Annotated in this window: 14 protein-coding genes; 4 read left to right on the top strand and 10 right to left on the bottom strand. The window is 69.6% G+C overall.

Annotated elements, in window-relative coordinates:
• Positions 1–123: 123 nt before the first annotated feature.
• Together OG622_RS32455 and OG622_RS32450 are read right to left on the bottom strand one after the other, a co-directional pair.
• Positions 124–1,047: an ABC transporter permease gene (locus tag OG622_RS32455; RefSeq protein WP_371580173.1), complete on the bottom strand. Its 924-nt coding sequence runs from the start codon at positions 1,045–1,047 to the stop codon at positions 124–126.
• The gene (locus OG622_RS32450) at positions 1,044–3,701 is read right to left on the bottom strand and encodes an alpha/beta fold hydrolase (RefSeq protein ID WP_371580172.1); all 2,658 of its coding nucleotides are present in this window, start codon (positions 3,699–3,701) and stop codon (positions 1,044–1,046) included. The genes OG622_RS32455 and OG622_RS32450 overlap by 4 nt, the downstream gene beginning before the upstream one ends.
• 384 nt (positions 3,702–4,085) lie before the next feature.
• Between OG622_RS32450 and OG622_RS32445 the strand changes: the two genes are divergently transcribed.
• Positions 4,086–4,460 (top strand): hypothetical protein, encoded by a 375-nt coding sequence (locus OG622_RS32445; protein ID WP_371580171.1) that lies wholly within the window; start codon positions 4,086–4,088, stop codon positions 4,458–4,460.
• Between the two features lie 85 nt (positions 4,461–4,545).
• On the opposite strand, the gene OG622_RS32440 is transcribed toward OG622_RS32445, so the two are convergent.
• Both OG622_RS32440 and OG622_RS32435 read right to left on the bottom strand, forming a co-directional pair.
• A complete protein-coding gene (locus OG622_RS32440; protein ID WP_371580170.1) occupies positions 4,546–4,758 on the bottom strand; it encodes a hypothetical protein in 213 nt (70 codons plus the stop codon).
• Positions 4,755–4,970, bottom strand: coding sequence for a hypothetical protein (locus OG622_RS32435; RefSeq protein WP_371580169.1), 216 nt, complete (start codon positions 4,968–4,970; stop codon positions 4,755–4,757). Before OG622_RS32435 ends, OG622_RS32440 begins: the two co-directional genes overlap by 4 nt.
• A gap of 139 nt (positions 4,971–5,109) precedes the next feature.
• Between OG622_RS32435 and OG622_RS32430 the strand changes: the two genes are divergently transcribed.
• Positions 5,110–6,333 (top strand): transcriptional regulator, encoded by a 1,224-nt coding sequence (locus tag OG622_RS32430; RefSeq protein ID WP_371580168.1) that lies wholly within the window; start codon positions 5,110–5,112, stop codon positions 6,331–6,333.
• On the top strand, positions 6,330–6,875 hold the full coding sequence (locus OG622_RS32425; RefSeq protein WP_371580167.1) for an N-acetyltransferase family protein: 546 nt from the start codon (positions 6,330–6,332) through the stop codon (positions 6,873–6,875). The genes OG622_RS32430 and OG622_RS32425 overlap by 4 nt, the downstream gene beginning before the upstream one ends.
• A gap of 113 nt (positions 6,876–6,988) precedes the next feature.
• Here OG622_RS32425 and OG622_RS32420 read toward each other — a convergent pair whose 3' ends face one another.
• The 6 genes from OG622_RS32420 to iolC form a co-directional block, all read right to left on the bottom strand.
• Entirely contained in the window at positions 6,989–8,326 is a 1,338-nt protein-coding gene (locus OG622_RS32420) for a hypothetical protein (RefSeq protein ID WP_371580166.1), read from the bottom strand.
• A gap of 376 nt (positions 8,327–8,702) precedes the next feature.
• Complete coding sequence (gene mmsA, locus OG622_RS32415) at positions 8,703–10,205, bottom strand: CoA-acylating methylmalonate-semialdehyde dehydrogenase (RefSeq protein WP_371580165.1); 1,503 nt, start codon at positions 10,203–10,205, stop codon at positions 8,703–8,705.
• A 16-nt stretch (positions 10,206–10,221) separates the two neighbouring features.
• A complete protein-coding gene (iolD, locus tag OG622_RS32410) occupies positions 10,222–12,105 on the bottom strand; it encodes a 3D-(3,5/4)-trihydroxycyclohexane-1,2-dione acylhydrolase (decyclizing) (protein ID WP_371580164.1) in 1,884 nt (627 codons plus the stop codon).
• Positions 12,102–13,013, bottom strand: coding sequence for a 5-deoxy-glucuronate isomerase (gene iolB, locus OG622_RS32405; protein ID WP_371580163.1), 912 nt, complete (start codon positions 13,011–13,013; stop codon positions 12,102–12,104). The genes iolD and iolB overlap by 4 nt, the downstream gene beginning before the upstream one ends.
• Before the next feature lie 7 nt (positions 13,014–13,020).
• Positions 13,021–13,851, bottom strand: a complete 831-nt coding sequence (locus tag OG622_RS32400; protein ID WP_371584292.1) for a deoxyribose-phosphate aldolase — start codon at positions 13,849–13,851, stop codon at positions 13,021–13,023.
• Positions 13,852–13,994: 143 nt separating this feature from the next.
• Positions 13,995–14,945 carry a 5-dehydro-2-deoxygluconokinase gene (iolC, locus tag OG622_RS32395; RefSeq protein ID WP_371580162.1) on the bottom strand — a complete coding sequence of 317 codons (951 nt, stop codon included), beginning with the start codon at positions 14,943–14,945 and terminating at the stop codon, positions 13,995–13,997.
• Positions 14,946–15,070: 125 nt separating this feature from the next.
• Between iolC and OG622_RS32390 the strand changes: the two genes are divergently transcribed.
• Complete coding sequence (locus OG622_RS32390) at positions 15,071–15,988, top strand: sugar phosphate isomerase/epimerase family protein (protein WP_371580161.1); 918 nt, start codon at positions 15,071–15,073, stop codon at positions 15,986–15,988.
• Positions 15,989–16,042: the final 54 nt, after the last annotated feature.

Genomic DNA, 16,042 nt, shown 5'->3' with positions numbered 1-16,042 from the left:
CAGGCGACTGTTGTGACTGTGACGGCGGAGGGGGCCCGGATGTGCGCCACGGGGTGTTGCGGATGCGTCTCGAAGCGGCCACGGCGGGGGCCCGCCGAGACCGGTGGGTGATCCTCCGGTGACCTAGGAGACGACGTCCTTGCGGCCGAAACCGCGGAAGGCCAGGGCGAACAGCACCAGCGCGTACGTTATGGAAACCGAGACGCCCTGGATCATGTCGGTGTACTCGGGCTGCGGGCGGACGACGTCCAGCCAGGCGTACTGCCAGTGCGCGGGCAGGAAATCGCGCCAGTCGCCGAGGGCGGTCACCGAGTCGAGCACATTGCCGACGATGGTGAGGCCGACGGCGCCGCCGACCGCGCCGAGCGGGGCGTCCGTCCGTGTGGAGAGCCAGAACGCCATGGCGGCGGTGACCAGTTGGGACACGAAGATGTATCCCACCGTGATCAGCAGCGCCTGAGCGGCGGCGCCTTGCGCGATCTCACCACCGGTGGGCAGTTCCAGGGGGCCCCATCCGTATGCCACCGAGCCGACGACGAGCGCGACGACCGGCAGCAGCACGATCGCCGCCAGGCTGAGGGTGAGGCCGACGACAAGCTTGGACCACAGCAGCCGGGCGCGCGGCACGGGTGCGGCGAGGAGGTAGCGCAGGGAGGACCAGCTGGCCTCCGAGGCGACCGTGTCGCCGCAGAACAGCGCGACGGGGATGACGAGCAGGAAGCCCGCGGCGGCGAACAGGTTCACCGCGGCGAAGTTCGCGCCGGACGCCGTCGCCGTGTCCATCAGGTTGACCCGGTTGCCGCCCTCCTCGCCGGGTGTGCCGCCGACCTGGAAGGCGATCAGCAGCACGAGCGGCAGGGCGAACAGGATGCCGCCCATGACCATCGTGCGGCGGCGCTTCAGCTGCCGGACCAGCTCGACCCGCAGGGGCAGGGTGCGGCCCGCGCGGTAGCCGTCGGCGACCTCGACGGGCTCTTTGTGCCCGGGGTGTCCGGGTTCCGTACGCGCGGGTTCTGCGTGCTCGGCACGCTCGGCCAGCGTGCTCATGCGGACTCTCCGATCAGGGTGAGGAAGGCGTCTTCGAGGCGGCGGTGCGGACCGACCGACTCCACGGGGACCTCCAGCCGCACGAGTTCGGCGACCAGGCGCTGGGCGCTGCCGTCGGCGTCGAGGCGGACCACCAGGCCGTCGTCGGCGCGGACGGCCGAGTCGACGCCCGGCAGGGCGGCGATCTTCTCGACGACCGGCTCGTCCACGGGTTCGGACGTGCCGACCAGGAGCGTGTCGCCGGAGCCGACGATCTCGCTCACGGGGCCGGCCTGGACGAGCTTGCCGTGGTCCATGACGACCAGGTGCGTACAGGTCTGCTCGACCTCCGCCAGCAGGTGGCTGGAGACGATGACCGTGCGGCCGGCCGCCGCGTAGCGGATCATGACCTCGCGCATCTCGCGGATCTGCGGCGGGTCGAGTCCGTTCGTCGGCTCGTCGAGGATCAGCAGGTCGGGCAGGCCGAGCATGGCCTGGGCGATGGCGAGGCGCTGGCGCATGCCCTGGGAGTAGGTGCGGACCGCGCGGGCCAGGGCGTCGCCGAGACCGGCGATCTCCAGGGCCTCGGCGAGGTGGGCGTCCTCGGCCGGGCGGCCGGTGGCGGCCCAGTACAGCTCCAGGTTCTCGCGGCCGGACAGGTGCGGGAGGAAGCCCGCGCCCTCGACGAAGGCGCCGACCCGGGAGAGGACCGGGGCGCCCGGCACGATCGCGTGGCCGAAGACACGGATCTGGCCGCCGTCCGGCTGGATCAGGCCCATCAGCATGCGCAGGGTCGTCGTCTTGCCCGCGCCGTTCGGACCGAGGAGGCCCAGGACCTGGCCCTTCTCGACGCGGATGGAGAAGTCACGGACGCTGTAGCGGTCGCCGTTCTTGTACTTCTTGCTCAGGTCGGTGATCTGGAGCGGGACCTCGGCGAGCGCCGGGTCGGGGGCCGGGGTGACGATCCGGCGGCGCCCGGTGACGAGGAGGACGGCCGCGATCACGGCGCCACCGATCGGCAGGTACCAGACCCAGGCGGGCAGGACGTCCGTGCGTTCGGCCCGGGCGAGCGGTGTGGGCACCTCCAGATCGCCCTTGAGGGAGACCGTGTACGTCGCCGGGGCCGTCGGGGAGGCGTAGCCGAGGTCGGTGGAGGCGAGGACGAGGCGGAGGCGGTGGCCGTCGTCGAGTTCGTGGTCGATGGCCGGGAGGGTGAGCTCGACGTCCTTGCCGGACTTGGCGCCCTCGACCCGCAGGGGCTCGACGAGCTGGGAGGGGAGGACCTGGGACCTGCCGTCCGGGCCGACGTCGTAGACCTTGGCGAAGAGGACGGCGTCCTCGCTGGTCGACTTCACGTGGACGGTGGCCGTGGGCGAGCCGGTGATCTGGAGGTCGTCCGCGACGGGCTTCGACTGGAAGGCGGCGAACTGGCCGGGGAAGTCGAGGGAGATGCTGACGCCGAGCGAGGACAGCTGGGCCAGGCCGCCGCCGGCGCCGAGGCCGGGGAGGGCCGACACGGCGGGCGGGTTGGCGCCGGCCGGGTTCTCGAAGCTCTGCTCGCGTCCGGCGAGGGCGATCGACGTGGGGTCGCTCTCCAGGCCCGGGTAGGTGTCGTCGGTCGTACCGCTCAGGCGGGTCTCGCCGTCGCCGGAGCCGGCGCCGAGGGTGCGGGTGACGCGGAACGCCGAGCCGGTGTCCGCGCTCTTGTCGTCCTTGAGGTATCGGTCGAACCAGGAGTTCACCCGGGACTGGACGCGGGAGGTCTCCATGTCGCCGCCGTCGTGGCCGCCGGAGATCCAGTCGACCTCCACGGGCGCGCCGTTGGCCTTGATCGCCTTGGCGGCGGCGTCGGCCTGGCCGAGCGGGAAGAGGGAGTCGGTCTGGCCCTGGAGCAGCAGCGTGGGCACCTTGATGCGGTCGCCGACGGCCTCGGGGCTGCGCTCGTCAAGGAGCTTCACGGCCTCCGCGTCGGGCTGCCCCGACTCGGCGACCCGCTGGTACATCTCGCAGAGTTGCGTCTCGAACTTGTCGCAGCCGCCGCCGCTGTTGACGAAGAGGCCGGCCCACAGCTTCTTGAACACGCCGTTCGGGAAGAGGGCGTCCGACAGGTTCCAGTACGTGATCGCGGGCGCGATGGCGTCGACCCGGTCGTCGTAGCCGGCGGCCAGCAGTGAGATCGCGCCACCGTACGAGGCGCCGGCGACGCCGAGGCGCGGGTCGCCCTTCTTGTCGAGCTGTACGTCGGGGCGCTTCGCGAGCCAGTCGATGAGCCGGGAGACGTCGGCGACCTCGCCCTTCGGGTCGTTCAGCCCGATCTTGCCGGTCGACTCGCCGAAGCCGCGCGCCGACCAGGTCAGTACCGCGTAGCCGTCCCGGGCGAGGGCCTCGGCCTGCCGGCGGACGTCGTCCTTGCTGCCGCCGAAGCCGTGGCCGAGCAGGACGGCCGGGCGGCGGCCGTCGGCGCCGGAGGTGAAGTACGAGGTGTCGATGCGCACGCCCTCGGCCGTGTCCATGGCCTGGTCGGTGCGGGTCACCGGCGCCGCCTCGTCCGAGGCGGTGGCCGTCCAGGTGCCCGCGCCGGCGAGCACGACGACAGCGGCCGCGGCGGCGATGGTCCGCCGCGGCCTCCGCCGTAGCGCTCCGCGCAGTCGCGGCCCGGTCAGTCGAAGATCCATGCGTCAACGGTACGGGGGCGTGGTGGTGGGTCACGGCCCCCTCAGGGGGGAAGAGTGGGACATCCCACGGTCGTACGGGAGGAATTCGGCATACAGCGGGTGCGGTATGCCGGGGTGTGGGACATGGCTGACAGCAACCTGATAAGTCGGGCAGGGCCGGGGAGCGGACATGGCGGGGCACCACCCTCTCCCGGGAAAAGGGCGCGGGCATTGTACGGAATCAGTCGTCGCCCTGAAACCGCTGTTGTTTCCCACCGACCTGCGTGTTTACCGTTGATCTTTGTTGGTCGCCATTGAGTCGTTCGGCTGTTCTACGGCACCCGGCGGCTGCCCCCACCGAGCGGCGCTCTGACGCGACACCTTCTGATCAAGGAGTCCAAGCCTGTGACGAGCCGTACCGTCACCCTGCCCACGACCGACTTCGGCAACGTCACACTCCTCGAGCCCGGCTGGTGCATCGGCCACCCGAACCACCGGCCTGAGGACCAGCGCGTTGACATCCTCCACAGTGGCCCCGACGTCACCCTCACCTTCCGCGGCCACCACATCGCCGACGCATGCCTCGTGCAGTCCCCGTTCACGACAATCGACATCCCAGAGATCTGCAGCCGTATGCCCGGTGTGTCCGTCAGCCTCATCGGTCGCACCCTTGACCCTGTCGGCCTGCACGAGATGGCGGCCACGCTCGACGGCTACGCCGACCGGCTACGCGACATGGCCGACGAACTCACTCAGCTGCTAGGCCGAAGCGGGGCATAAGAGTACGGGTGGGCACTCGCCAGGGGACGCGAGCACCCACCCCTGCCCAAGGTCAGCGATCGGACGGACATGCTGACCCCAAGGCCTATGTGCGCTTCTTCGCGGCCTTCTTGGCTTCCCTGTACGTGCGCCACATCTCGGTGGCCGTCTCGCAGTGGACCTGCCCGTACCCGCAGTCAGCGCACCCCGTCAGGTGGTTCATGAAGGTCCCGTACTCGGCTTCGCCGGGAAGCTGGTCCGGGAACACGAAGTGTGCCGGTCTGCGGGGTGCTCGCTGCCCCCGCTCGCTTCCACTCACGCCTTCCTCCGCTTACGGCGCGGAGGCTGATGATGGTTGCGAATCTCGACGTTGAGGTCAGATACGCGGGACATGTCGCCGCGCGCCCTGGCCTCCGTGCGCTGCCGGACCAGCGCGGCACACACCTGGCAGTCCGTCGACGGCTTGGGTTCATCAAGTGGAAGCCCGAGCGAGATCGGCGAGTAGTCGAGAGTCGTCCTGTGGCTGCTCATGCCCATGAGACTCCCGGAAATGTCCTGTCCTCCATCAGGACAGAACCAGGGCAGTTACCGACACCGGACAGGACAGTTTCACCAGGGGACTGCGTCGGTAGGACTACCGTCGAAGGCACGCGCACGAGGGGACACGGCCATGCCGAGGCAGCGGAACACCACGTTGGAGACGCTGCTCACCGAGTTCGGCTACACCCACCAGCAGCTCGCCAACGAGGTCAATCGCGTCGCCCTCGACAAGTACGGGGAGTCCGCGAACTGCACCGACCGGCACGTCCGCCGGTGGATCGCGGGCGAGGTCCGGTGGCCGTGGCCCCGATACCTCCGTCCTCTCCAAGAGCTCTTCGGCCGCACCCCGGAAGCCATGGGGTTCGTACCTCGCAAAGCCTGTCCGACGCTCCTCACGGCTCCGCAGCCAGCGCCCGCCAAAGAGCACCACCCTGTGCAGCGCCGCACCTTCATCGCCGGTGCCCTGATCACCGCCCTCGGCACCGACCAGGCACCCCAACACGGTCGCCTCGGCATGGCCGACGTGGACCGGATCCAGGGCACCATCACCAGGCTGGACGCGCACTTCAACGGTCTCGGCGGTGGAGCTCTGGTCGATGTGGCCACCGACTATCTCGCCCGCATCCAACGTGCCCTCGACTACTGCACTTACGGTGAACGCGTCGAGCGGGCGCTGATGCGCGCCGTAGCCGATGTGGCGGCCTGCGCCGGATGGTCGGCCCACGACTGCGGGGACCATGCGAAGGCCGCCCAATTGCGCAATGAGGCCCTGCAAGCGGCCCTGCTGGCCCGCGCCCCGGTCGCCGTGACCCGTGCGTGGTCCGACCTCGCCGCCCAGGCCGAGCACGCCGGACGCCCCGCCGAGGCCGCACGGATCAACAGGGCCGCCCTCTCCGAACGGCACCTGCGCACTCAACCGCTGATCTCCACGCTCCTCCACGCGCGGCTGGCCGACTGTCTCGCGCAGACCGGGGACCGGTCGGGCATGGGCCGTCAACTCGCCGCCGCCGAGCGGGTCTACGACCGTGCCGAGCCAAGAGGTGCCGCGAGCTGGCTCGCCTTCCTGACACCGGCGGAACTGTCCGGGCTCGGAGCCATCGCCCACCAGAGCGCGGGGCAGTACGCCCGCGCGGAACAGCAGACGGCGCAGGCTCTCGCTCTCCTCGATGGCCGGTTCACCCGCAACCGGGCCTACTACACGGTGCTGCTCGCGGAACTCCAGCTCGCGCAAGGGGACATGGAGCGAGCTGCGTCAACTGTGGCTGGTGTGCCCGTGTCCGGGGTGACGAGCAGCCGTATCACCGCCCGTCTCGACCAAGTGGCCAAAGCGGCCCGGCAGGAAGGAACCCAGTGACTACGCCCGCCCCACTCGACCTTCGCCAGTATGGACACGCGGACGCCCCAGGTATCCGTGTACTCCTCCTCGACGTCCATGACGAGGTGTACGAGGGCAGTGACGACCCTCTCGCCGGACGGGACGAGTTCGCGAAGTTCGTCGACCACTGGTCCGCGCACCCCGGCTTCGCGTGCGTGGTCGCGTACGAGGGCGATCAGCCTGTCGGGTACGCCTACGGCGCGCCGTTGAGTTCAGCCACGACCTGGTGGGCCAAGGTGACTCCCGCCCTGCCGGAGGTGTTCACTTCCGAGACCGGGACGCGGACGTTCGCTCTGTCCGAACTGATGGTTCGGGCGCCGTGGCGCGGCACGGGGGCCTCCCGTCGAATCCACGATGCCCTGTTGGAAGGTCGGCCGGAGGAGCGGGTGACTCTGCTGGTGCACTGGGACCACTGCAAAGTGCGCGCCCTGTATGGAGGGTGGGGATACCGGACAGTCGGCGAGACTGTGCCATTTGAGGGGGCGCCGAAGCTGTGCGCGGCCGTTTTGGATCTCCGTTGAGAAACGACCGCGTCAGCGCTGTGCCGTTGCACTAGCCGCCCATGCTGGCCAGGGCGAGGCCGTAAGGGCCCCTCCCCGGCTCTTCGTTAAAGGATGGCGCAGGATGCACTCGCTCACGAAAGGGCTGTGGACCAGCGCTCCATGGCGTGCTCTGCGAGGAAACGAACAAGCCTGAGGTCGGCAGCAAGATCCCTCGCCTCCCGGCTGTACGGGGCGAGAAGCGGCTCGCCCTTCCTTCCGCCGCCTTCCTTCATGTGCACAATTCTGTTTCTGATGCCGTACACGCGTGTGGACACGTCACGGCGATAGTCATAGCTGGCGCGTACGCCTCCGGAGGTACCGCTTGCAAGGGGCTGGACATCCTGGATGACCTGCGGGCTGCTCAGTGCTGCGAAAAGGTCTCCGTCCCGCAAAAGGCCCGCGAGCTGAGCCGGTGTCACAGCGAAGTCGATGACGGCGTCAAGCTGGTTCTTTTCGCTGTTCAGCCGGTCGGACCCAGCAGGTCGCGCAAACGGGGACGTTGCCTGGCTGGGTTTGGTGACGCCCTGGGCAGCGACGACCGAGGCGACAGCCTTATCCATGTAGAACTCCAGCACCTGGTAGTACTTCAGATAGCGCTCAACAGGATCACGGGCCAGCGAGTTCCCAGCGCCGTACAATTCCGCAGGATGCGCATCGTATTCCCGCTCGGGAAAGCGGACCTTCCCCGAGTACGACGGTCCACGGCGGCTGCCTACCCTGTACTCGGTGTTCCACAGACGCAGTGACGCTCCCGTCCCCTTTCCCAGACCGAAGAGGTACGAGGTGCCGTAGTTGATCAGCTCCTGCTCCGCATCGGCCGCGTTGAGGGCGGAGACCCCCGAGAGTTCGAGAGCTGGAGAGAGACCGCTTCCGTTACGAGCGTTGTAGAGCAGGCCCAAGTCGAGGGGCACAGAGACCAATCGCATGGTGCGGCCCGGAACACCTCCGGGGGCAGCCGTCTCGCTCACGACGAAGGCTCCGCCCTCGGCCAGCAGCCCAACCAAGTCGCGGCCGAGGGCACTGTCTGGGTCGATGGCCTTCTTCTGCTGGGGAAGCAGGTTTCGCGCCAGCACTCCGTGGAACTGGTCGAAGTCGCCGACAAGACGAGCCCTGATCACGTTGTCCTGCGGATACCAAACCGCGTGACGGCCGGGCAGGGGAGTTCCTGAGCTGATCACGCGAGTGACGTCGCTGAGCTGTGTAGCCGACCTCAGGCGCACACGGAGTCCGCCAGCCCCGGAGAAGACAACCCGAGCATCATTCTCCGGCCCACGCCCCCCGCTCCAGTCAACATGCACGTCGGTGCGCCCGCTCACGAGACGACGCAGGCTTTCGACCGCCTCGCGGTAGGTGATCCGGGGTTCCGCGAACCAGTCCTCGTCGAAGTCGTCTTCCCAAAGGTCCTCCTCATACAGCGAGAAACCTTCCACCTGCACCCTCCCTCTTCCGTACATGGCCTACCGGGTGTCAGCCAGTGAGGGCATGGTAGGGACGGACGTTGGCGAGGAACATCGGTTTTCGGGGTAGCGCTTGGCTCTTCATAGCGCTCTGTAAACGTGGCCGTCAGGTCGAGCCGGGAACTCACCCGGTGCATGACCTCGTATGCGATCTGTCCGGCAGCCGAACGGGAACCGCTGCCTTGTCCACAACGGCTCCGGTTCCGGCCGACGCAGCCACTGCGCAGATGGACCACAGTGGCGGGCTTCGTGTCCAGAGCTCTACCACGCTCCCGACGAGCCACCACCCGCCCCCGATGTGCCCGCCGACTGGAAACCACAGGTCAGCAGGCACATCAAAAAGGGGTCCTCAGTGGTTGCGCGGGAAGCCCAGGTCGACGCCGGTGGGGCCGTCGGCCGGGTCGGGCCAGCGGGTGGTGACGACCTTGCCCCGGGTGTAGAAGTGCGTGCCGTCGTTGCCGTAGATGTGGTGGTCTCCGAAGAGGGAGTCCTTCCAGCCGCCGAAGGAGTGGTAGCCGACGGGGACCGGGATCGGGACGTTGACGCCGACCATGCCGGCCTCGACCTCCAGCTGGAAGCGGCGGGCGGCGCCGCCGTCGCGGGTGAAGATCGCGGTGCCGTTGCCGAACGGGGAGGCGTTGATGAGGGCGATGCCCTCGTCGTAGGTGTCGACGCGCAGCACGGTCAGCACCGGGCCGAAGATCTCGTCCTGGTACGCCTTCGCCGTGGTCGGGACCTTGTCGAGGAGCGAGATGCCGATCCAGTGGCCGTCCTCGAAGCCGTCGACCGTGAAGCCGGTGCCGTCGAGGACCACCTCGGCGCCCTCGGCCGCCGCGCCCGTGACGTAGGACGCCACCTTGTCGCGGTGCACGGCCGTGATCAGCGGGCCCATCTCGGAGGTGGGGTCGTTGCCGGGGCCGATCTTGATCTTCTCGGCGCGCTCGCGGATCTTCTCCACGAGCTCGTCACCGATCGCGCCGACCGCCACGACCGCGGAGATCGCCATGCAGCGCTCGCCCGCCGAGCCGTAGGCCGCCGAGACGGCCGCGTCGGCGGCCGCGTCCAGGTCCGCGTCCGGGAGGACCAGCATGTGGTTCTTGGCACCGCCGAGGGCCTGGACGCGCTTGTGGTTGGCGGAGGCCGTGGTGTGGATGTAGCGGGCGATCGGGGTCGAGCCGACGAAGGAGATCGCCTTGACGTCCGGGTGCTCCAGGAGGCGGTCGACGGCCACCTTGTCGCCGTGGACGACGTTGAAGACGCCGTCGGGGAGGCCGGCCTCGGAGAGGAGTTCGGCGATCTTGATGGAGGCCGAGGGGTCCTTCTCGGACGGCTTGAGGATGAAGGTGTTGCCGGTCGCGATGGCCATCGGGAACATCCACATCGGGACCATCGCCGGGAAGTTGAACGGCGTGATGCCCGCGACGACACCGAGCGGCTGGCGGATCGAGGCGACGTCCACGCGGCTGGCGACCTGCGTCGACAGCTCGCCCTTCAGCTGGACGTTGATGCCGCAGGCCAGGTCGACGATCTCCAGGCCGCGCGCGACCTCGCCGAGCGCGTCGCTGTGCACCTTGCCGTGCTCGGCGGTGATCAGCTCGGCGATCGCGTCGCGGTTGGCGTCGAGCAGCGCGCGGAAGCGGAACAGGATCTCCGTGCGCCTGGCCAGCGAGGACTGGCCCCAGGTGACGTAGGCCTCCTTGGCGGTGCGTACCGCCTCGTCGACCTCGTCGACGGTCGCGAACGCGACCTTGGTGGTGACCGCGCCGGTCGCCGGGTCCGTGACCGGCCCGAACGTACCCGACGCGCCTTCGACGGTCTTGCCGCCGATCCAGTGGTTGACGATCTTCGTCATGCCGAAAGACTCCTTCTCACAGATGGCGGCGTCGGGTTGAGACGTGCCGGTCGTACTCCTGGCGTGCCTTGACCGCCGACGCGCGCGTCGCGGTCTCGGCCACAGGTACATCCCACCAGGCCTGCGCGGGAGGCGGGCCCGACACTGTGTCGGCCGTTTGGGTCTCCACGTAGACACATGTGGGAGTGTCGGCCGCCCGCGCCTCGGCGAGGGCGGCGCGCAGGTCACGGATGGTCTTGGCGCGCAGGACGCGCATGCCGAGACTGGCCGCGTTGGCGGCGAGATCCACGGGCAGCGGGGCGCCCGTGAACGTGCCGTCGTCGGGGTTGCGGTGCCGGTAGGCGGTACCGAACCGCTCACCGCCGACCGACTCGGAGAGACCGCCGATGGAGGCGTACCCGTGGTTCTGCACGAGCAGCACCTTGATCGGGATGTTCTCCTGCACGGCCGTGACGATCTCGGTCGGCATCATCAGATACGTGCCGTCGCCGACCAGCGCCCACACCGGGCGCCCGGGAGCGGCCAGCCGGACGCCGATCGCGGCCGGGATCTCGTATCCCATGCACGAGTAACCGTACTCCAGGTGGTACTGGTCCCGGGACCGTGTGCGCCACAGTTTGTGCAGGTCACCGGGGAGGGAGCCGGCCGCGTTGATGAGGATGTCGGACTCGTCGACGATCGCGTCGAGGAGGCCGAGGACCTGGGCCTGGGTGGGCCGGGTGTCCGGCTCGTCGGCCTCGTAGCAGGCGTCGACGCGGTGCTCCCAGCGCTGCTTGTCCTCCGTGTACTCGGAGACGTAGCCGTCCGCGACCCGGTGCCGGTGCGGTTCCAGGGCCTCGGCCAGCGCCTCCAGTCCCGCCCGCGCGTCCGCGATCAGCGGCAGCCCGGAGAGCTTGTGGCCGTCGTGGGGCGCGAGGTTGAGGTTGAGGAAGCGGACGCCGTCGGCGGCGAAGAGGGTGCCGGAGGCGGTGGTGAAGTCCGTGTAGCGGGTGCCGACGCCGATCACCAGGTCGGCGGTGCGGGCGAGTTCGTTCGCGGTCGCGGTGCCGGTGTGGCCGATGCCGCCGACGTCCTGCGGGTGGTCGAAGCGGAGCGAGCCCTTGCCGGCCTGGGTGGACGCCACGGGGATGCCGGTGGCGGCGGCCAGTTCGGCGAGCGTCTCCTCCGCGCGGGCGTGGTGGACACCGCCGCCGGCGACGATCAGGGGGCGGCGGGCCGCACGGATCGCGCCGATCGCGGCGGCCAGTTCGGCGACGTCGGCCGCCGGGCGGCGGATGTTCCAGGTCCGCTCGGCGAAGAACTCCTCCGGCCAGTCGTACGCCTCCGCCTGCACGTCCTGCGGCAGGGCGAGGGTGACCGCGCCCGTCTCCACCGGGTCGGTGAGGACACGCATCGCCTGCAGCGCGGCCGGGATCAGGGCCTCGGGGCGGGTGACCCGGTCGAAGTACCTCGACACCGGGCGCAGGGTGTCGTTGACGCTGATGTCGCCCGCGTACGGCACTTCGAGCTGCTGGAGTACCGGGTCGGCCGGGCGGGTGGCGAAGATGTCGCCGGGGAGCAGCAGCACCGGGAGGTGGTTGATGGTGGCGAGGGCGGCGCCGGTGACGAGGTTGGTGGCGCCGGGGCCGATGGACGTCGTCACGGCGTGCGTGGAGAGCCGGCCCGACTGCCGGGCGTAGCCGACGGCCGCGTGCACCATCGACTGCTCGTTGCGGCCCTGGAGGTACGGCATGTCGTCCGCGTACTCGATCAGCGCCTGGCCGAGGCCCGCGACGTTGCCGTGACCGAAGATGCCCCAGGTCGCGCCGATGAGCCGCTGCCGCTCGCCGTCGCGTTCGGTGTACTGGACGGAAAGGAAGCGGACGAGCGCCTGGGCGACCGTAAGCCGGATCGTGCTCATCGGTACCCCTCCGTGTGGTCGGGGTGGAAGCAGATCCGCCACTGCCGCTCGGATCCCGGACCGGCCATCACGTTCAGGTAGTACATGTTGTGGCCGGGCTGCGCGATGGACGGGCCGTGCCAGCCGTCGGGCACGAGCACCGCGTCACCGGAACGGACCTCGGCGAGCACCTCGGAGCCGCCCTCGCGGGAGGGGGACACGCGCTGGTAGCCGAAGCCGTGGGGACCGTCGATCTCGAAGTAGTAGATCTCCTCCAGCGCGGTCTCCTCCCCCGGCCGGTTCTCGTCGTGCTTGTGCGGCGGGTACGAGGACCAGTTGCCGCCGGGGGTGATGACCTCGACGGTGATCAGCTTGTCGCACTCGAAAGCGTCGGCGGAGGCGAAGTTGCGCACCTGGCGGGCGCAGTTGCCACTGCCCCGGTCTTCCACGGGGACCTCCGGCGCGGGGCCGTAGCGCGCGGGGAGTCGTCGCTCGCACTTCGCTCCTGCCAAAGCGAAGCGGCCTCCCGCGCCGGAGGCGATCTGTACCCGGGCGTCGCGGGGCGCGTACACGAAGTCGGAGACTCCGGCGAACACGCTCTCCCTGCCCAGGATCTGAAACTCTGCGTCCTCTTCGCCGCCGGGTTCACCTGTTTCACGGGATTCACCGGAAGTATCAGATTCACCTGACTCACCTGATGCACCCGATGCACCTGGTTCGTCCGATACCCGCACCGAACAGCCGCCGTTGAGGGACAGCACGATCCACTCGCTGTCCCCGGTCGTGAACGTGTGCGTCCCGCCCGGCCCCAACTCCACGACGCGCAGGCTGCTGTGGGACCAGCCGGCCCGCTCGGGGTCGATGTCGACGGCGTACCGCGCGTTCGCGGTGGCGCCCTTGGGTACGTACAGCTCGGTCTTCTGTGTCATGCGGCCCTCACAACAGTCCTACGGCGGTGTCCACGGCGGCGGTCACGTCGTCGTCCGCCGGGTAGAGCAGCGAGCGACCGACCACCAGGCCCTGCACGGTGGGCAGTTGCAGCGCGCCCCGCCACTTCTCGTACGCGCCCTCCTGGTCCTCGCCGACATCGCCGCCGAGCAGTACGGCGGGCAGCGTCGAGGTCTCCATCACACGGGCCATGTCGTCGGGGTTCTCGGTGACGGGCACCTTCAGCCAGGTGTACGCAGAACTGCCGCCGAGCCCGGCCGCTATGGCGATCGACTTGGTGACGGCGTCGGCGCTCAGGTCGTTCTTGACCTTGCCGGTGGCCGGGTCGCGGCGGCTGATGAACGGCTCGACGAACACGGGGAGCCTGCGTTCGGCCATGGCGTCCACGGCACGGGCGGTGGACTCCAGGGTCGTGAGGGAGCCCGGGTCGTCGTAGTCGACGCGCAGCAGGAGCTTGCCGGCGTCGAAGCCGAGGCGCCGCATGTCCTCGGGACGGTGGCCGGTGAAACGGTCGTCCAGTTCGAAGCTGGCGCCCGCGAGGCCGCCCCGGTTCATCGAGCCCATGACGACCTTGCCGTCCAGGGCGCCGAGGAGGAGCAGGTCGTCGAGGATGTCGGCGGTCGCGAGGACACCGTCCACACCGGGGCGGGAGAGCGCCAGGCACAGCCGTTCGAGGAGGTCGGCCCGGTTCGCCATGGCGAGCTTGCGGTCACCGACGGAGAGGGCGCCACGGGCCGGATGGTCGGCGGCGACGATCATCAGCCGCCCGGAGTCACCGACCAGGGGGCGCCGGATACGCCGGGCGGCGGCCTCGGCGATCGCCTCGGGGTGGTGGACCCGGGTGCGGACGAGGGCGGAGACGTCGACGCGGCCGAGGGGGCCGGTGGTGGAGGCGCGGCCGAGAGGGCCGGCGGCGGGGCTGCCGTTGGTGGCAGCGGTGGGGCGGCCGGGTTCGATGGTGCTCACAGGACCGCTCCCGCCGCGACCGCCGCCTCGATCTCTTCCACGGTGGGCATCGCGGAGGAGCACTCCAGGCGGGAGGCGACGATCGCGCCGGCCGCGTTGGCGTGCCGCATGATCTTCTCCAGGTCCCAGCCTTCGAGCAGGCCGTGGCAGAGGGAGCCGCCGAACGCGTCACCGGCGCCGAGGCCGTTCAGGACGGTCACGGGCAGCGGCGGGACCTCGGCGGACTCGCCCTTGCTGTTGACCGCGAGCACACCCTTGGGGCCCTGCTTGACGACCGCGAGTTCGACCCCGGCGTCGAGCAGCGCGCGGGCGGCGGCCTGCGGCTCGCGGACACCGGTCGCGACCTCGACCTCGTCGAGGTTGCCGACCGCGACGGTCGTGTGCCGCAGGGCCTCCTCGTAGAACGGGCGGGCCTCGGCCGGGTCGGTCCAGAACATGGGGCGCCAGTCGAGGTCGAAGACCGTCGTCCCGGCCCTGGCCCGGTGGGCGAGGGCCGCGAGTGTCGCCGTACGGCTGGGCTCCTCGCTCAGGCCGGTGCCGGTGACCCAGAAGATCCGGGTCCCGGCGACGGCGTCGAGGTCCAGCTCGTGGGCGTCGATCTCCAGGTCCGGGGCCTTGGGGCGGCGGTAGAAGTACAGCGGGAAGTCGTCCGGCGGGAAGACCTCGCAGAAGGTGACGGGGGTCGGCAGGCCCGGGACCGGGGTGACCCAGCGGTCGTCCACACCGAAGTCGCGCAGCGCCTGGTGGAGGTACTCGCCGAAGGGGTCCTCGCCGGTGCGGGTGATGACGGCGGTCGAGCGGCCGAGACGGGACGCGGCCACCGCGACGTTCGTCGCCGAACCGCCGAGGAACTTCCCGAAGGACGTCACCTGCGGCAGCGGAACCCCCGTCTGCAACGGGTAGAGGTCCACACCGATCCGCCCCATGGTGATGAGGTCGTACGCCATCGAGTTCCCTTCACGCGCCGGTTCCGACAAGGTCTAGTCCCGTCGGAGCAACCCTGTCAATACTTTGTCCAGACATTCGGACTACCTATTGACACCCTCAGCTTCGAGGCCTGAAGCTGACTTCCATGACGTCGTTGTCACCTCAGTCCTCACTCTCGCGCATCCGAGTCGGCTCGGCGCCCGACTCCTGGGGCGTCTGGTTCCCCGACGACCCCCAACAGGTCCCCTGGCAGCGCTTCCTCGACGAGGTCGCCGCTTCCGGCTACGAGTGGATCGAGCTGGGTCCGTACGGCTATCTGCCGACCGACCCGGCGGTTCTCACCGAGGAGACCGCCAAACGCGGCCTGAAAGTGTCGGCCGGCACGGTCTTCACCGGGCTGCACCACGGTCCGGACGTCTGGGAGAAGACCTGGGCCCATGTGGCCGACAACGCGGTCCTCGCTCAGGCCATGGGCGCCAAGCACCTCGTCGTCATCCCGTCGTTCTGGCGGGACGACAAGACGGGCAAGGTGCTGGAGTCCAGCGAGCTGACCGTCGAGCAGTGGCGGCACCTCACCCAGCTCACCGAGCGGCTCGGGCGGGAGGTGCGGGAGAAGTACGGCCTCCAGATCGTCGTCCACCCGCACGCCGACACCCACATCGACAGCGAGGAGAACGTCGTCCGCTTCCTGGACGGCACCGACTCCTCGGTGGTGTCGCTGTGCCTCGACACCGGGCACTACGCCTACTGCGGCGGCGACAGCGTCAAGCTGATCGAGACCTACGGGGAGCGCATCGGGTATCTGCACCTCAAGCAGGTCGACCCCGAGATCCTGGCGGACGTGCGCGCGAACGAGATTCCGTTCGGGCCGGCCGTGGCCAGGGGCGTGATGTGCGAGCCGCCGAAGGGTGTGCCCGAGCTGGGGCCGGTGCTGGCCGCCGCGCAGAAGCTCGACGTGGATCTGTTCGCGATCGTCGAGCAGGACATGTATCCGTGTGAGCCGGACAAGCCGTTGCCCATCGCCCAGCGGACTCGGGCCTTCCTGAGGTCCTGCGGCGCGTGAGCGCTCCGCTGGGAACCGGGCACTGAGACGAGGCGCCGGGGAACTGTGGGTTGT

It is taken from the genome of Streptomyces sp. NBC_01314 (genome assembly GCF_041435215.1).
Classification (GTDB): domain Bacteria; phylum Actinomycetota; class Actinomycetes; order Streptomycetales; family Streptomycetaceae; genus Streptomyces.
The sequence above is the reverse complement of the archived record's forward strand: the minus strand, read 5'-3'. Positions and strand labels throughout refer to the sequence as shown.